This is a genomic window from Pseudarthrobacter sp. L1SW, assembly GCF_020809045.1.
GTDB lineage: Bacteria > Actinomycetota > Actinomycetes > Actinomycetales > Micrococcaceae > Arthrobacter.
In genome coordinates, this window is record NZ_CP078079.1 from 2636845 (window position 1) to 2652026 (window position 15182).

13 protein-coding genes are annotated in these 15182 nt (G+C 65.7%); 3 read left to right on the plus strand and 10 right to left on the minus strand.

The window, feature by feature from the left end:
• Positions 1 to 51: 51 nt before the first annotated feature.
• Together KTR40_RS12135 and KTR40_RS12140 are read right to left on the minus strand one after the other, a co-directional pair.
• Positions 52 to 1359: a P-loop NTPase gene (locus KTR40_RS12135; RefSeq protein ID WP_228403902.1), complete on the minus strand. Its 1308-nt coding sequence runs from the start codon at positions 1357 to 1359 to the stop codon at positions 52 to 54.
• Positions 1356 to 2000 (minus strand): hypothetical protein, encoded by a 645-nt coding sequence (locus KTR40_RS12140; RefSeq protein WP_139029716.1) that lies wholly within the window; start codon positions 1998 to 2000, stop codon positions 1356 to 1358. Before KTR40_RS12140 ends, KTR40_RS12135 begins: the two co-directional genes overlap by 4 nt.
• A 154-nt stretch (positions 2001 to 2154) precedes the next feature.
• Between KTR40_RS12140 and KTR40_RS12145 the strand changes: the two genes are divergently transcribed.
• Positions 2155 to 2370, plus strand: coding sequence for a helix-turn-helix domain-containing protein (locus tag KTR40_RS12145; protein ID WP_015937610.1), 216 nt, complete (start codon positions 2155 to 2157; stop codon positions 2368 to 2370).
• Positions 2371 to 2431: 61 nt separating this feature from the next.
• Here the strand turns inward: KTR40_RS12145 and KTR40_RS12150 are convergent, their stop codons facing one another.
• A complete protein-coding gene (locus tag KTR40_RS12150) occupies positions 2432 to 3001 on the minus strand; it encodes a hypothetical protein (protein WP_139029717.1) in 570 nt (189 codons plus the stop codon).
• Between the two features lie 141 nt (positions 3002 to 3142).
• On the opposite strand from KTR40_RS12150, the gene KTR40_RS12155 reads away from it, so the two are divergent.
• A complete protein-coding gene (locus tag KTR40_RS12155) occupies positions 3143 to 4123 on the plus strand; it encodes a LysM peptidoglycan-binding domain-containing protein (protein ID WP_228403903.1) in 981 nt (326 codons plus the stop codon).
• Positions 4124 to 4213: 90 nt separating this feature from the next.
• Positions 4214 to 4768, plus strand: coding sequence for an Rv3235 family protein (locus KTR40_RS12160; protein WP_228403904.1), 555 nt, complete (start codon positions 4214 to 4216; stop codon positions 4766 to 4768).
• Positions 4769 to 4863: 95 nt separating this feature from the next.
• Here the strand turns inward: KTR40_RS12160 and secA are convergent, their stop codons facing one another.
• The 7 genes from secA to mtrA form a co-directional block, all read right to left on the minus strand.
• On the minus strand, positions 4864 to 7602 hold the full coding sequence (gene secA, locus KTR40_RS12165) for a preprotein translocase subunit SecA (protein WP_139029719.1): 2739 nt from the start codon (positions 7600 to 7602) through the stop codon (positions 4864 to 4866).
• A 47-nt stretch (positions 7603 to 7649) separates the two neighbouring features.
• Positions 7650 to 8915, minus strand: a complete 1266-nt coding sequence (locus KTR40_RS12170) for a winged helix-turn-helix domain-containing protein (protein ID WP_228403906.1) — start codon at positions 8913 to 8915, stop codon at positions 7650 to 7652.
• Positions 8916 to 8947: 32 nt separating this feature from the next.
• Positions 8948 to 9673, minus strand: a complete 726-nt coding sequence (gene hpf / locus KTR40_RS12175; protein ID WP_139029721.1) for a ribosome hibernation-promoting factor, HPF/YfiA family — start codon at positions 9671 to 9673, stop codon at positions 8948 to 8950.
• Positions 9674 to 9817: 144 nt separating this feature from the next.
• A complete protein-coding gene (locus tag KTR40_RS12180; protein ID WP_228403908.1) occupies positions 9818 to 10738 on the minus strand; it encodes a ComF family protein in 921 nt (306 codons plus the stop codon).
• A gap of 122 nt (positions 10739 to 10860) precedes the next feature.
• The gene (locus KTR40_RS12185; RefSeq protein WP_370633199.1) at positions 10861 to 12576 is read right to left on the minus strand and encodes an LpqB family beta-propeller domain-containing protein; all 1716 of its coding nucleotides are present in this window, start codon (positions 12574 to 12576) and stop codon (positions 10861 to 10863) included.
• On the minus strand, positions 12576 to 14327 hold the full coding sequence (gene mtrB / locus KTR40_RS12190; protein WP_228406121.1) for an MtrAB system histidine kinase MtrB: 1752 nt from the start codon (positions 14325 to 14327) through the stop codon (positions 12576 to 12578). Before mtrB ends, KTR40_RS12185 begins: the two co-directional genes overlap by 1 nt.
• A 148-nt stretch (positions 14328 to 14475) precedes the next feature.
• Positions 14476 to 15150, minus strand: a complete 675-nt coding sequence (gene mtrA, locus KTR40_RS12195; protein ID WP_104998452.1) for an MtrAB system response regulator MtrA — start codon at positions 15148 to 15150, stop codon at positions 14476 to 14478.
• Positions 15151 to 15182 lie beyond the last annotated feature (32 nt).

The following is a 15182-nucleotide window of genomic DNA, read 5'->3' on the forward strand; positions in this document are numbered from 1 at the left end:
ACGCCTCCATCACAAGATATTTGCTGCACCGTTGCAGCTCTTATGGCGAGCCTAGTCCTTCGCCCGGCGCCGTGCTGTGGAAGAAAAGACAGAGGATTTGCGATTTCGCTGGTCGGATGCACAAACCAAATCGCGAATGGCATGCCGGAGGGAAGATTCGGGGGCCACCTCGAGCAGCAGGGACCCTCCCAACAGCGCGGCATCCGCCGCGGCCATGTCGTATGGCAGGAATGCCCTGAGTTCCGACGCAGGACCAAACCTTTCCCAGGCTTCCCTCAACTGCCGCTCCGGTCCCCTGCCCACGGACGAAGCACGCACCCGGTTCATCACAACAATGGGTGACGCCTGGGGAACGGCTGCCTCAAGCTCAGCCAGGCCACGGACCAGCCTCGGAACGCCCACCGGGTCCGCAGCGCCCACGGCATAGAGCGTGTCAGCCAGTTCAAGGGACCGCAGTGTAGCTGCGTTCCGCCGCGGGGCAAGAGTGTCAAAACTGAGTTCCTCGTCCGCTTCAAGGCAGAATCCGGCATCCACCACTACAACCTCGGCAATCTGCCGCGAGCGTTCGAGGACCAGCGCAAGGGCGGATGCCCGGAGCTCGGTCCAGCGGTCCGCCCGGGTAATCCCGGTCAGCACCCTGAAGGTGCCCGCTTGGGTTGCCACTGGCGCCGCGATCTTCTCGAGGGCTTCCCGATCCAGCAGGCCTTGGTCCGCGAGCCTGCATGCCTGGGCCAGGCCCGCCGACTCATCGAGCAGGCCCAGGACGGCCGCTATGCTGGCGCCGTAACTGTCGGCGTCAACAAGGAGTACAGCTTTTCCTTCCGCCGCGAGCTCCCCAGCGATGTTGGCCGCCACGGTGGTCCGCCCGGGAGCTCCGGCCGGCCCCCAGACCGCAATGATCCTGCCAGGACCCGGCTCGTCCGGCCCAGCCGGCGGTTCCGCCTGGAGAGGCTTCAGCGCAGCACCGGGATCAGCCGGGCCGCTTCTCCGGGCGGCACCAGGCCCCGTTCCCGTAAGTTGGGCTACCGCCTCGGCAATCCTGTCGGAGAGGGCGGCGGACTCCACGCCGGTCAGCGCTGAAGCCACCCCTATTGACCGCAAGCGAGCGGCTTCGTCGGCGTTGTCAGTCAGGGCGATGATAGCCACGCCGACGGCCGAGAGCCTGTCCACAAGGGAGGACGTCAGGCCTTCGGACCCGTCCGCCACAACCGCAGCCCGGGCCAGGCCACTCTGGCACGCCGCCAGAAGCTCGGGAAGTTCCGCGCACCTCCTGACCACAGTGACCGGTCCGTGCAGGCGTTCGAGCCCGCCCACCAGGTCTTCCCGGCTCTGGCCAACGGTAACTACCGGGATACTCATTTGGCGCCGCCACCCGGGTTCCAGACCACGGAGATCTTCGCCTTGTTGGCCTGGGCTCCCAGAAGGGCCGGCATCTGGCCGTCCTCCACCAGCACCATCAGCACGATGGTTTTTGATGATCCCAGGGCTGTGGAACCGGAAGCTACTTCCGCGATCTCAGCACCTGGAAGGAGGAGTTTCGGTTCACTGAATCCGTTGCGGGCGTCCGGCTGCGCAACCCAGACGTCCACCCTCGCGCCGGCCACTGCCTGCGCCGGGAGGGTTTCCTCGATGGTGAGCGCTACCGGCTTCCGGTCGAGTTCGTCCACTGATCCAAGGCTGGCGCGCGGCACCAGCTGGTCCTTGCCGATGCGCTGGACCGCCACCACGCCGTCGGGGAGCCCTGATTCCGCCGTGATGTACTGCTGCTCCGTCTCGCCCAGGCGCACCTTTGCCCTGACCACGTTGTCCGGCGTCAGCCGCTCCCCCACTGCGATTCCGTCACGGGCCGCAAATACCTCGGTGGTGCGGTCCGCACTGCCAACGAGCAGGACAACACCCGCCACGGAAACCAGGACCAGGAGGAAACCCACCAGCAGCCGGGGGTCCTTCCATGATGGTCGCTTCAGTCTTACCGCCGCGGCAGGTGAATCAGGAACCATGAAAATTCTCCCCCTATGTGTACCGGCCCTGTTCGCCGTGTCCAAACACCCTCATTGTTGCCGCCAAGGCGCTGGAACGAAAGTCACGATGCCAAACAGCGCCAATCTGTGGATAACAGCAGCATGCTGTCCCATTCGATGGCAAAATGGAGGCATGCCCAGGTTCCTCACGCTCGCAGATGTTGCCGAGCAGCTTCAGATCAACTCCCCGGCCGCATACGCGCTCGTCCGCAGCGGAGAACTGAAGGCCATCCAGGTCGGCGGCAGGGGGCAGTGGCGGGTCGAAGAAAAGATGCTGGAGCAATACATCGAGGAGCGTTATGCCGAGGCCAGCCGCATGATCCAGGAAGCAAAGTCCAAGTCAGTCTGAGCCCGCTTGGCAAGAACGGCCTGAGCCCACTTGGCAAGACCGGCGCCAATAGCACGTGCCGCTAGAAGTCACCGGGCCGTCGGGACCTGATGGCCGCCAACCCGGCGAAGGGGATGACCGACACCTGGCTGACCTGGCTGCTGCGGCGCACCTCCCCCGGCGTAAACGTCGCCAGGTCCAGGTAATCCTTCCCCACCCTGTCGATGACGCCAGCCAGCCTCACTGCTCCCGCACCGTGACCCACTGTCACCGCCAGTTCCGCGCGGTCCCGCGCCAGGGCGCGCAGTGCATGCGCCAGCCCCAGCGACCTGCGCACCGGCGACGGTTCAGCCACTGAGAACCTCCCCAGGCCCACATACCGGACCACGGCGGAGTACGGGACCAGGACCTGGTGCTGCTCCTCATCCAGGACCAGGGCGTCCGCGGCGGCATGGCTCAGGACGCCGCGGACAACGTCGCCACAGGCGAGATGCACCACTAGCCGGCACCCCAAGGCGCCGCGCAGCCGGTCCGCCAGACCGGCGTCCACCATCTCGGCCCGGGTCCGTTCGTTGATTTCGGCGTCCAAGGAAAGACGCTCCGACTCTGCGAACTGGCCTTCCATGTCATCAAAGAGTGCATCCCAGCGCATTGCGCCAGCGTAGGACCGCGCGGGGTGCCCGGTCAATGCAGCAAATAATTCTTTCCAGCGTATGGACAAACCCGCGCAGGCGAGATCAAACTATGCTTATGCGAATCAAACTGCATCAAAGTGCATCAAACGGGCGGCTCCGTGGCTAGGGCAGCGTGGTCGCGGTTGTCCGCCGACGCCGCCGGAGCGGCAGCAGTCCTCCTGTTGGGCATCCTGCTCTGCCTCATCAGTTCGGGGCTTCTGGCGCAATGGAAAGATTCATCGGCAAGGCTCCAAGAGCCCGGGGTCGAGGAGCTTCTGGCCACCGCGGCGGGCGCCGCCGGGACGGGCATTGTGGCCTGGTGGTTCACGTCGCTGGCGTGCGCAGCTGCCTCCGCCGTGCTGGCCAGGAAAGGCCGGACCCGGGCAGCAGCAGCCACCCGCAAACTTTCTCCTGCGTTCATGCAGCGATTGGTGCTGGGCGCATTGTCCGTTCAACTGCTGTCCGGGCCCGTTGCCCATGCCTCGGTACCGGCACCCGGTCCGGAGTGGGCACCCACGCAAGTGCACTCATCCTCGGCTCCCGCCACCGCAGGAGCCGTTTCCGGGGCCGTCCCGGCGGCAGATGCCACGGCAGGAGGCGCACCGACAGCCGGCATCGGGGCATCCTCACGGGGCCCAGCATGGACAGCGCCAGAACCAGTTCCAGTTCAATCCCTGCCCGTCGGTAAGGAGACGCCGGCCAGTGCAGGAAACCAGCCGGGAAAAGAAGCCCCTGCGGGCAGCGAGGCACCGGTCCAGGCAGGGAAGGAACACTCCGCCGTCGTAGCGACGACGCCACCCCCGTCCGTCCACCCCGGCTGGCAGCCCGTCCCGCCGGTGGTGAACCCGGGCATGCTTGCAGCTCCCGCCAGCCGGGCCCCCGCGGAGGCAACGGCTGCTGAGGCCGAGGCCGTCACCGTCCAGGCGGGCGACACCCTCTGGGACATTGCCGCCCGGGCTTTGGGACACGGTGCCTCTGACGTGGACATCGCACTTCAGTGGCCCCGTTGGTATCAGGCCAACGCGGCACTCATCGGACAGAATCCGGATGTGCTGCTCCCGGGCCAAATTCTTCAGCCACCCTCATCCGTCCACAAATAGTCCAGGGCCCTTTCCGTCGGGCCACAAACAATCCAAGCCGATCCCATCCGGGATCCAACAGACCGGCCATCCACCTTTAGGGGAAATCCGATGAGTGCAGTTACACCGATACGCGCCGCCCAGGCCACAACTACGGCAGGCCAAAGGACGGACCCGGGACCGGCGGAGGCAGGACATCCACCACCGCGCCGGGCTACCACCGCAACCACGGCACCCCTGTCGGCGCGCCGCCACACTCCCGCGTCCCTGTCTCCCGCCCACCGGGGAGCTCCCGCGCCTTTGCGTCCCGCCGACGACATGGCGGAAGTCCGCGCGATCGCCCGCAACACAGTACAGGCGGCTATGGAGGTACTCGCGGGCATCCGGCCGATCCATCAGCTCGCCCGGCGCCTTGACCCCCGCTGCCTGGCGGCACTGCAGCACCGCGCCGCCCTTATCCGGCGGGAGCTCACCCGTACCGGCAACCCGGCCCTGGCCAGGCTCCATCGAAACTCCACAGTCAGGTCGGTCCGGGTCTGCGAGGTCGCGGACGGCATCTATGAAGCCAGCGCGGTGGTGGTGGACGACGTCCGTGCCCGTGCTGTTGCCGTCCGGCTGGAGCAGAGCAAACAGGTGTGGCGGGTGACAGAACTTGTCATCGGCTGAAGACGCAACGGAAAAGGAAGAGGGCCGGGAACCCTGTTCCCCGGCCCTGCCTCCACTGCATCGCCCGCCGCCGCGGCCGGCAAGTCCGCCAGTGGTCAGCGGCGCTTCTTCTTTGCGGGCCGCTTGGCCGCATCCTGCGCGGCTGCCTTGGCCGGATTTCCGGAACGGCCGGAGGAACGGGTCTCCACCCGGGTCTGCGTTCCACCGGTTTCGCTCGGAGCGGTGTACTGCAGCTGGGCAGGCTTTTCGGGAGCTTCCAATCCGGCAGCCCGCACCTGCGGTTCAACATGCTCGGTGTGTCCGCCCTGCGCATCGGCCACCACCACATCCTGGGCGGGCGTGACTTCCACTTCAAGGTTGAACAGGAACCCGACGCTCTCCTCGCGGATCGCCTCCATCATGCTCTGGAACAGGATAAAGCCTTCACGCTGGTACTCCACGAGGGGATCACGCTGTGCCATGGCGCGCAGGCCGATGCCCTCCTTGAGGTAGTCCATCTCGTACAGGTGTTCCTGCCACTTGCGTCCAATGACGGAGAGGACCACCCGGCGCTCGAGTTCCCGCATGCTTTCGGAGCCGATGGCTTCCTCACGTGCCTGGTACACCAGCCGCGCGTCGGACAGCAGCTCCTCCTTCAGGAACTCGACGGTAAGCCTGGACTTTCCGCCGGCTTCCTCGATGATCTCTTCCGGAGTGACGCTCACAGGGTAGAGCGTCTTGAGGTTGGTCCAGAGCTGGTTATAGTCCCAGTCGTCCCCGTTGCCTTCGGCCGTTGCGGCATCGATGAAGGCGGTAATGGTGTCCTCGACGAAGAACTGGACCTTCTCGTGCAGGTCATCGCCTTCGAGAATCCGACGCCTGTCGCTGTAGATGGCTTCACGCTGGCGGTTCAGGACGTCGTCGTACTTCAGGACGTTCTTGCGCTGTTCGGCGTTGCGCCCCTCAACCTGGCCCTGCGCGGAGGCGATAGCCCGGGACACAAGCTTCGACTCCAGTGCGACGTCGTCCGGCACGGAGCTGTTCATGAGCCGTTCCGCCGCCCCCGAGTTGAAGAGCCGCATGAGGTCATCGGTCAACGAGAGGTAGAAGCGGGACTCGCCGGGATCACCCTGGCGGCCCGAACGTCCGCGGAGCTGGTTGTCGATGCGGCGTGATTCGTGGCGCTCGGTGCCGAGGACATAGAGTCCGCCGAGGTCCAGGACTTCCTCGTGCTCGTCCTTGACGGACTGCTTGGCGGCCTCCAGGGCGGCGGGCCACTCGGACTCGTACTCCTCGGAGTTCTCTTCCGGGTCCAGTCCGCGCTTCGCCAGCTGGGCCACGGCCGTGAACTCGGCGTTGCCGCCGAGCATGATGTCGGTACCGCGGCCGGCCATGTTGGTGGCCACCGTGACGGCGCCCTTTCGGCCTGCCTGGGCAACGATGGCGGCTTCGCGGGCATGGTTCTTCGCGTTCAGGACCTCGTGGCGGATGCCTTCCTTGGCGAGGAGCCGGGAGAGGTATTCGCTCTTTTCAACGCTGGTGGTGCCCACCAGGACGGGCTGGCCCTTTTCGTGCCGTTCGGCGATGTCCCGCACAACGGCGTCGAACTTGACCGTTTCGTTCTTGTAGACGAGGTCCGGCTGGTCGATGCGCTGCATGTCCCGGTTGGTGGGAATGGCCACCACGCCCAGCTTGTAGGTGCTCATGAACTCGGCAGCCTCGGTCTCGGCGGTGCCGGTCATGCCCGAGAGTTTGCCGTACATGCGGAAGTAGTTCTGCAGCGTCACGGTGGCCAGGGTCTGGTTCTCGGCCTTGATCTCGACGCCTTCCTTGGCCTCGATCGCCTGGTGCATGCCCTCGTTGTAGCGCCGGCCGGCCAGGATGCGGCCGGTGTGCTCGTCGACAATCAGGACTTCCCCGTCCAGGATGACGTAGTCCTTGTCCCGCTTGAACAGTTCCTTGGCCTTGATGGCGTTGTTCAGGAACCCGATGAGGGGCGTGTTCGCGGATTCGTACAGGTTCTGGATGCCGAGGTAGTCCTCCACCTTCTCGATGCCGCTCTCCAGGACGCCAACGGTGCGCTTCTTCTCATCGACCTCGTAGTCCTTTTCCGGCTGCAGCCGGAGGACAACCTTGGCGAATTCGCTGTACCAGCGGTTGGTGTCCCCCTGCGCGGGGCCGGAGATGATCAGCGGCGTACGCGCTTCATCGATAAGGATGGAGTCCACCTCGTCAACGATGGCGAAGTTGTGCCCGCGCTGGACGAGTTCGTTCCTGTCCCACGCCATGTTGTCGCGGAGGTAGTCGAAACCGAACTCGTTGTTGGTGCCGTACGTGATGTCCGCGGCGTACTGCTGGCGCCGAACCGCCGGGTCCTGGTTGGCCAGGATGCATCCGCTGGTCAGGCCGAGGAAACGGTAGACGCGGCCCATGAGGTCGGACTGGTATTCGGCGAGGTAATCATTGACGGTGACCACGTGGACACCCTTGCCGGTCAGCGCGTTCAGGTAGGCGGGAGCGGTCGCCACCAGGGTCTTGCCTTCACCGGTCTTCATTTCTGCGATGTTGCCCAGATGCAGGGCGGCGCCACCCATCAACTGGACATCGAAGTGGCGCATCCCGAGGGTCCGCGACGATGCTTCGCGGACCGCGGCAAATGCCTCGGGGAGCAGGTCGTCCAGCTGCGCGCCGTCCTGGTGGCGTTCTCGGAGCCGGTCGGTTTCTTCCCGGAGTTCGGCATCCGTGAAGGTTTTGAAGGAGTCTTCCAGGGCATTGATGGAGTCGGCATAGTTCCGCAGTTGCCGGAGTGTCTTTTTGTCACCGGTGCGGAGAAGTTTTTCGATAAGTGATGCCACGTGAAGATGCTCCCAGTCTCATGCCGCCGAATTCTGGCGTTTTTAGTCTACGGGAGAGACACCGCCGCGAGTCCCGTTTGTTCCCTCAGAGCGGATACTCCGCCCCCGGCGACTGCAGCGGCGAGGCTGCCGGCCAAGTCACCCACCGGGAAAACTTCCACTTCGGACAGCCCGAGCCAGTCGGCCATGAGCCGAAGCTCCGCAGCGAGTTCGACGGCGGTGTCCGGCGGGGCGTCCGGCTCCGCGAAGGCAGACCTGGCCAGCAGCCTTCCGCCTTGGCGGTCCGCCTTCAGGTCCACGCGGGCGACGATCCGGTCGCGGAGGAGGAAGGGCAGGACGTAATACCCGTGCCGCCTCTTGTGTTCGGGCGTGTAGATCTCGATCCGGTAGTGGAAGCCGAACAGTTCCTCAAGCCGCCGGCGCTCAAAGACCAGCGAGTCGAACGGGCTGAGCAGGGCACTTCCGCTGGCCCGCCGCGGCAGCCTCGACTCGACGTGGCGGAAGACGTCACGGTCCCAGCCCTCCACGGTGATGCGTTCCAGCCTGCCCAGCTTCACCAGATGTTCGACGGCGGCCCCCGCGGCCTTCGGAGGCGTGCGGAAGTAGTCGGCGAAACAGCGGACGGTGCCAATGCCGTGCGCCTGGGCTGCAGCATCGATCAGCCGGTTCATCGCTTCCGCAGGGGCGGCATCCCCTGCTGCCGCCGTGGGCATCCCGGGCAGCACCTTGGCAGTCAATGTGTACCGCCGCTCGAACTGCTCGGTCCGCGATGCCACAGAGACCACACCTTCCTCGAACAGGTGCTCGAGGACCCGTTTGACGGCGTTCCAGTTCCAGCCCCAGTTGGCCGTTTCCTTTTCCTCGACGTGGCCCATCCTGACAGTCAGCTGGGCTGCGGTCAGGGGCCGGGAATGTGCCAGCGTGTCAAGGATCTTCCCCGTGATGGCAGTGCGAAGGTCAGGGTCCATGCGGGAGGCGCCAACCCAGGACCGTTTCTGCCACAGGAGGAGGTCCGCGTAGTGCTCCGGACGGATGTAGCTCGCCTCGTGTGCCCAGTACTCCACCATGCGGCGGGGATGGACGGTGGTCATTCGCTGCAGGATGGTCCGGTCGTAGTTTCCCAGCCGCGAAAAGAAGGGCAGGAAGTGGCTCCGGGAGAGGACGTTCACGGAATCGATCTGGACGAGCTGGATTCGGGCAAAGGTGCGGCCCACCGCCCGCGGGGTCACGGGGCCGGTGGGCCGTCCTTTGTCGAGTCCCTGTGCTGCCAAAGCGATCCGCCGTGCCTGGTCCAGGCTCAGCGTCGCTGACACATCAGTCCTCTCTGTGGATGGTGTTCACCACCCTAAGCGTTGGCGGCGGCGTCGTCCGAACGGTACGCAATGACTTTTTCCTCCACCACGGTGTCCCCGGGCTCGCATTCATGGTCCAGGGTAATGACCCCGTAAGTCCAGCCGCGGCGCCGGTACACAACCGACGGCGTATTCGTGGCTTTGTCCACGAAAAGGTAGAAATCGTGGCCAACAAGTTCCATGTTGTCCACGGCGTCGTCGAGGGAGATGGAGGCGGCAGGAAAAACCTTGCGCCGGATCAGGACCGGGGAGTTGCCGGCGGGGATGTCATTCTCGACATCGTAGGGAGACTTTTCTTCCGGGGCGGCGACGGCCTCATTCCGGTGGCTGGCCTCGACATATAGCGGCTCGTGCGCGCTGGCGGGTTCGAGGGTGGCCGTTGCTTCCCGGACGGCCTTAGGGGTGTGCCGTCCATGATGGACCTTCTTGCGGTCCTTGGCCCGCCGGAGCCGTTCAAGCAGTTTGTTGTAGGCGAGATCGAATGCTGCGAACTTGTCAGCGGCGCTGGCTTCGGCACGGATCACGGGTCCCCGGCCCAGTACTGTCACCTCAACGGTCAGCTGATCGCCGGTCTGCCGGGCATTGGTCTCCTTTGAGACTTTCGCGTCGACCCGCTGGACCTTGTCCCCAAGCGACTCGATTTTCGAAATCTTTTCCCCGGCATATTCACGGAACCGGTCTGAGACTGTCAGATTTCGTCCGCTGATCATAAACTCCATGGTGCCCTCCAAATGACTTCGGTGACACGACGGCGGCGCTTCCCTGGGCCGATCTGTGTGACAGTCGAGCCCCTCTCCGAGCCGCCATCGAAAGGTACATTCTGTTCTTGGTACCCACCACCGACGTTAGTTCATAGGCACCCTTTATTCATCCTTTCTTGGTTTATTTTTTTCTAAGTCACGGTGGCTTCCGCGGGTCTTCGGGGGCGGGGCGCTGTGGCCCTCGGCGTCGGGCGGGCGTGTCGCAGCGAGGACGACGGCGCCCGCCACGTGTGCCCCTGCTGCACGCAGTGCACGGGCTGCTTCGGACAGCGTGGAGCCGGTGGTCAGGACGTCGTCGATGATGACGCAGCGGCGGCCCGCCACCCTTCCCTGCCCCCGCCTTGAGACCCGCATGGAGCCCCGCACCCGCTGCGCCCGGGCGCCCCGGCCCAGGCCCTTTTGGCCGCCCGGCAGCTGCAACACGGACCCGCCGGTCTTTGCGAGGACATCAGCGACGGCCAACCCGGCAAGCTGCGAGGCCCCGCCGAGCAGCAGGTGGACAGGGCTGAAACCCCGGTTCAGGTAGGCCTTGGTGCTGGTGGGCACCGGGACGAGGCGGATCTCCCCCGAGCCCTCACAGGCAGCGCGGACCGCCCCGCCGAGCGCCCGGCCAAGGCTTCGCTTGAGCTGATGCTGGCCGTGCCGCTTGAACGAAAGCATCGCCTGGGCGAGCTCTTCGCGGTAGACGCCGGCAGCCACCACCGGAAGCAGCACCAACCCGTCCACGTCCATGAGCGCCGGCGCTCCGCGTTCTGCCCGGAACGGGACTGCTGTAAGGCGCCGGATATGGCGGTCGCAGGGGACGCAGAGCGCCCGGTCCTCCGCACCGCAGCAGACACAGTCAACAGGAACAGCCAGCGACAGCAGGTCCGCGGCCGCGCTCGCGAGCTGGTCGGTGAACCGAAGGAAGGCGCTGCCGTGGTCCGAACGGTGCCTGGCGGGAATCCCGGGGGCAGGGTTGAGGTCGGGGTCGAGCCGGACAGGCGCCGCGGCCCTTCCGCCGGATGCTGGTGTGCTGCTCACCCCTTCATCTTCGGCCTGCACCCCGCTGCCGGGCAGCAGGCAGGGGCGCTATGTGGACAGCGCCCGGGAACACAGGACTCCGCCCGGCGCACCTGGCCGGCCCGTGTTACCCGCCGGGTTCCTCAGCCCGGAAATGCCGGATCGATAGGGCCCTTGATCTGCGGCGACCAGCCGTTGCCAAGCCGCTGGAAGATCCCCTCAGCGGACTGGGCATAGATCTCCTCGGCCCCGTTGCCCGCGCTGAGGGCCACGAGGCCGGGCCAGGGGGCCAGCTGCTGCGGCTGCCCGGAGGTCAGTGACAGCAGTTCCGGGGTGACGTTCTGCCCGGCTGCCCCCTTCATCACTACAAGGGTTGTATCCGTGACCCAGGCACCCTGGTCCGGATCGCTGCCGGTGGCCAGGGTGACCGGCGGTGTCAGCTCGCGCGGCGTCCCGTCGGCGCCCCGGATGATTCCGGTCACCTGGACCCGGGTCTTGCCGTTCTGCTCCGAAATCACCAGCGCCCGGACCCCTTCCCGGGAAATCCGGAACTCCTTGACAGTTCTTCCGGCCAGCCACGCAGGTGACAGGGTGACGGTGGGAACCGCGGCGCCTTCCGCGACTCCGGCCGGACGGAACGCCACGACTTCAGTGCCCCCCGTGGCTCCCGGACCTGCCGACCAGACCCATTCACTGAGGCCGAAGGACGGCCGGCTCAGCGTGCTCCTCGTGGTCAGGGCCCGCGCCGGCTGCCCGGGACTGATGCTGTACAGCGTGGTGCGGCTTTCATTGAGGAACGCGGCCGTCTGCGACACCGGCGATTCCGCCGGGAACCGCGGCGCGAGCGATGACACGGGCTGCATGTCCGGAAGGGGGGAGACCCGGTTGTTTTCGTACCGCGCCAGCTCGTTGCCGCTGATGGCAATCTGGCGGGACGGCACGCTCTTGTCCTGGACTGGCGGGAGGACGGCTCCGTTGTCCTCCACCCGCACCAAATCCTGGTTTGCGCGCAGCTCGACATTGACGACGTCGGGCTGGCTGCGGAACGTCAGCGTCAGCTGCATCTGCATCCTGAGCCGGTCCTCCGGGGACGTCTCCATCAGTTCCTTGGCTGTCAGGTCCACCTGCGCAGCGCCTGAGACGACGGGAACCGACTCCCGCGCAAGCTTGATGCCGGAGGGGAAGGCACTCGCCACTGCCCCGCGGAGGTAGGGCGCCGGCCCCGCCAGCAGTGCGCTGGTCATTGCCTTGACCGTCTTGTTCTTGATGAACCAGCGGACATCCGGAACAGCGAACGTGAACGTGGGGTCGTAAAAGTAGATGGGGTAGGCCCCGTAAATCACCTTGAACGTTTCCTCGGCGATGGCGGTGCCGTCCGGGAGGCCGGAAATCCGCCATTCACCGTCCACCTGGGTGAGGGTCACCGGAATATTCTCAATGGTTCCCTCCGGCGACTGGGTGGCGATGCCGTCCGCGTCCACGGTGTAGGCGACATCCAGTTCGTAGTTGTAGACGTTCTCCTTATCCGTTGCCACCACCCGCGCCTCGCGGTAAACGAGCGCCCGCTGGTCCGGCTTCCAGGACACGGAGGAGGCCTGTGTCAGGTATTGGCGGGCCACAGCGTAGTCGTCCTCGTAGCCGCTGCCGGCCCGGTAGAAGTAATCGATGATGGTCTCCGGCAGGGCGCCCGGCTGGGGCGCTGCCGGCAGGAACACCGGTGCGCTGACGTTCCCCGCGCTGCCCTCGCTGCTCTTGCCCACCGGCCCCGATGTGGGAATACGGGCGCAGCCGGCCAGCAGGACCAGCAGCAGGACCAGCAGTGAAGCACGCAGCTTCGCCAGGCGGCCGGTGCGGCCCATCATGTTCCTTCCTTCGGGGACGACGCCGGTGCAAGCGAAGCGGTGCCCGTTTCCAGGACCAGCATGTTCCTGGAGCCCGGCCCACCGGGAAGCGTGATGTCCTCCGGCTCCAGCTGGACCGGCGACTTGTCGATCTCTTCTCCCTGGCGGAGCGGCAGCGTCAGGCGGAAGTTGGCGCCGCTGCCCTTTTTACCCCACGCCTGGAGCCAGCCGTTGTGCAGCTTAGTGTCTTCCATGGCGATGGACAGGCCAAGGCCGCTTCCGCCGGTAGTGCGGGCACGTGCAGGGTCCGCCCGCCAGAAGCGGTCAAAGACGCGCGCCGCTTCCGCCGGCTCCATCCCGATGCCTTGGTCCCGGACGGCAATCCCGACGGCGGTCTGGCTTGCTGCCACGGTGACAGTGACGGGTTTTCCTTCGCCGTGCTCCACGGCGTTGAGGATCAGGTTCCGCAGGATCCTGTCTATACGGCGGGCATCCATCTCCACGATGACGGCACCTTCCGGCGCCCTGAGGACAATCTCGGAACCGTATTCGGCGGCCACCGGGGCCGCGCCCTCGATGGCGTGGGCAATCACCTGCAGGATGTCCTCCGCTTCCGCATCCAGTACCGCCACGCCGGCGTCGAACCGCGAGATCTCCAGCAGGTCTGAGAGGAGCGACTGGAAACGCTCCACCTGGTTGTAGAGCAGTTCGGCCGAACGCTTGTTGATGGGGTCGAAATCGTGGCGGGCGTCATACAGGACCTCTGCGGCCATCCGGACGGTGGTCAGCGGTGTCCGCAACTCGTGGGAAACGTCGGAGACGAAGCGCTGCTGCATCTGGGAAAGGGTTGCCAGCTGGGTGATCTGTTCCTGGAGGCTCGCTGCCATGTGGTTGAAGGACGCGCCGAGCCGGGCCACTTCGTCCTCACCCCGGACCACCATGCGCTCCTGCAACTGGCCCGCTGCGAGTTTCTCGGAGACCATGGCGGCGTGACTGACGGGGCTGACGACATTCCGGGTGACATACCAGGCGACTGCGCCGATCAGGAGCACCAGCACCGCCCCGCCTGCCCAGAGGACGCTCTGGATCTCGTCCAGGGTCTTCTGCGCGGTGTTGAGGTCATAGATCAGGTACAGCTCGTAGACGGTGCCGTTGAATGTCACTTTGTTGCCCACGGCAATACCGGGCCGGTCCTCGGTACCCACCGGGATGACCGTGGACGCCCAATACTGGTCCTTCCCGGATTCCTGCACGGCCTTGCGAAGCTCCGGCGGAATGACGCTGACGGTCAACTGGTCGGACGCCCGGGATTCAACCCAGCGGTTCCGCGGCTTGGTCTGTTCCGGCACGGCCTCGAAGACGTACCTTCGCTGGATGACAGAACCGCGGCCCTCCACTGCGTTCAGCGTGTCGTAGACGAGGGTGATCACACTGGCCTGGTCGGTGACCTGTGCGCCGTCGAACGTGTCCTGCACCTGCTTGACGTTATAGCGGGTCTCCGACTCGGCCTGCGTCAACCGCTCCTGGAAGAGGTTGTTGGCAATCTGGTTGGACAGGTACGCGCCCACCACCGCGAAAGACGTGACGGCCAGGAGCAGGGTGGTGAGGACCGTGCGGAACTGCAGGGACCGGCGCCACCGGCGGTGGAGGGAACGCCCGATGTAGCGCAGGGCAGGCAGGAAGCGGCGGACTCCGGTCTTGACCAGCCGGGCAACGCGCAGGCCCACGATCAGGGACCGCCGCTGCCAGAGGTGGGCGCGGAACGTCAGGCGGCGCAGCCGCAGGCTGATGGCATCCGTGTGTTCGGGGGGTGGCGGCGGGCCCGTGCCACTGTGATGCCCGGAAACTCCCCCGGGGGTGTATGGTCCCGCGGGAGTGGGCACGCCCGTACCGGGTGTACCGCCGTGCGCCGCGGGTTCAGGCTCCTGCTTTGTAGCCGACACCACGCACCGTCAATACGACTTCCGGAGCTTCCGGATCCTGCTCGATCTTGGAACGGAGGCGCTGGACATGGACGTTCACCAGGCGCGTGTCCGCGGCGTGGCGGTAGCCCCACACCTGCTCGAGCAGCAGTTCGCGGGTGAACACCTGCCATGGCTTCCGGGCAAGGGCTACCAGGAGGTCGAACTCCAGTGGCGTCAGCGAGATCCGCTCATTGCCCCGGCTGACGGTGTGCCCGGCGACGTCGATCGTGATGTCGGCGATGCGCAATGTTTCGGGCGCCTTCTGGTCGCCGGGACGGAGCCGGGCACGGACGCGGGCCACGAGCTCGGCCGGCTTGAACGGCTTGGGCACATAGTCGTCGGCGCCGGATTCGAGTCCGCGGACGACGTCGGACGTGTCCGACTTGGCGGTGAGCATGACAATCGGAACATCCGACTCCGCGCGGATCTGCCGGCAGACCTCGATGCCGTCCACACCGGGAAGCATAAGGTCCAGCAATACCAGGTCCGGCCGGGATGACCGGAAAACGTCAAGCGCCTGGGCGCCGTCCGCGCAGAAGACGGGCTCGAAGCCGTCGTTGCGGAGAACAATTCCAATCATTTCGGCCAGCGCTTCGTCATCGTCTACCACCAGAATGCGTGCCTTCATAGCTATATATTCCCTTATCAGGATGGCTTTGT

Bases quoted from the DNA above. Each gene is read 5' to 3' on its own strand.
- KTR40_RS12135 (WP_228403902.1), bottom strand. From the start codon at position 1,359: ATGAGTATCCCGGTAGTTACCGTTGGCCAGAGCCGGGAAGACCTGGTG.
- KTR40_RS12145 (WP_015937610.1), top strand. From the start codon at position 2,155: ATGCCCAGGTTCCTCACGCTCGCAGATGTTGCCGAGCAGCTTCAGATC.
- mtrA (WP_104998452.1), bottom strand. From the start codon at position 15,150: ATGAAGGCACGCATTCTGGTGGTAGACGATGACGAAGCGCTGGCCGAA.
- KTR40_RS12140 (WP_139029716.1), bottom strand. From the start codon at position 2,000: ATGGTTCCTGATTCACCTGCCGCGGCGGTAAGACTGAAGCGACCATCA.
- hpf (WP_139029721.1), bottom strand. From the start codon at position 9,673: ATGGAGTTTATGATCAGCGGACGAAATCTGACAGTCTCAGACCGGTTC.
- KTR40_RS12185 (WP_370633199.1), bottom strand. From the start codon at position 12,576: ATGGGCCGCACCGGCCGCCTGGCGAAGCTGCGTGCTTCACTGCTGGTC.
- KTR40_RS12160 (WP_228403904.1), top strand. From the start codon at position 4,214: ATGAGTGCAGTTACACCGATACGCGCCGCCCAGGCCACAACTACGGCA.
- KTR40_RS12150 (WP_139029717.1), bottom strand. From the start codon at position 3,001: ATGCGCTGGGATGCACTCTTTGATGACATGGAAGGCCAGTTCGCAGAG.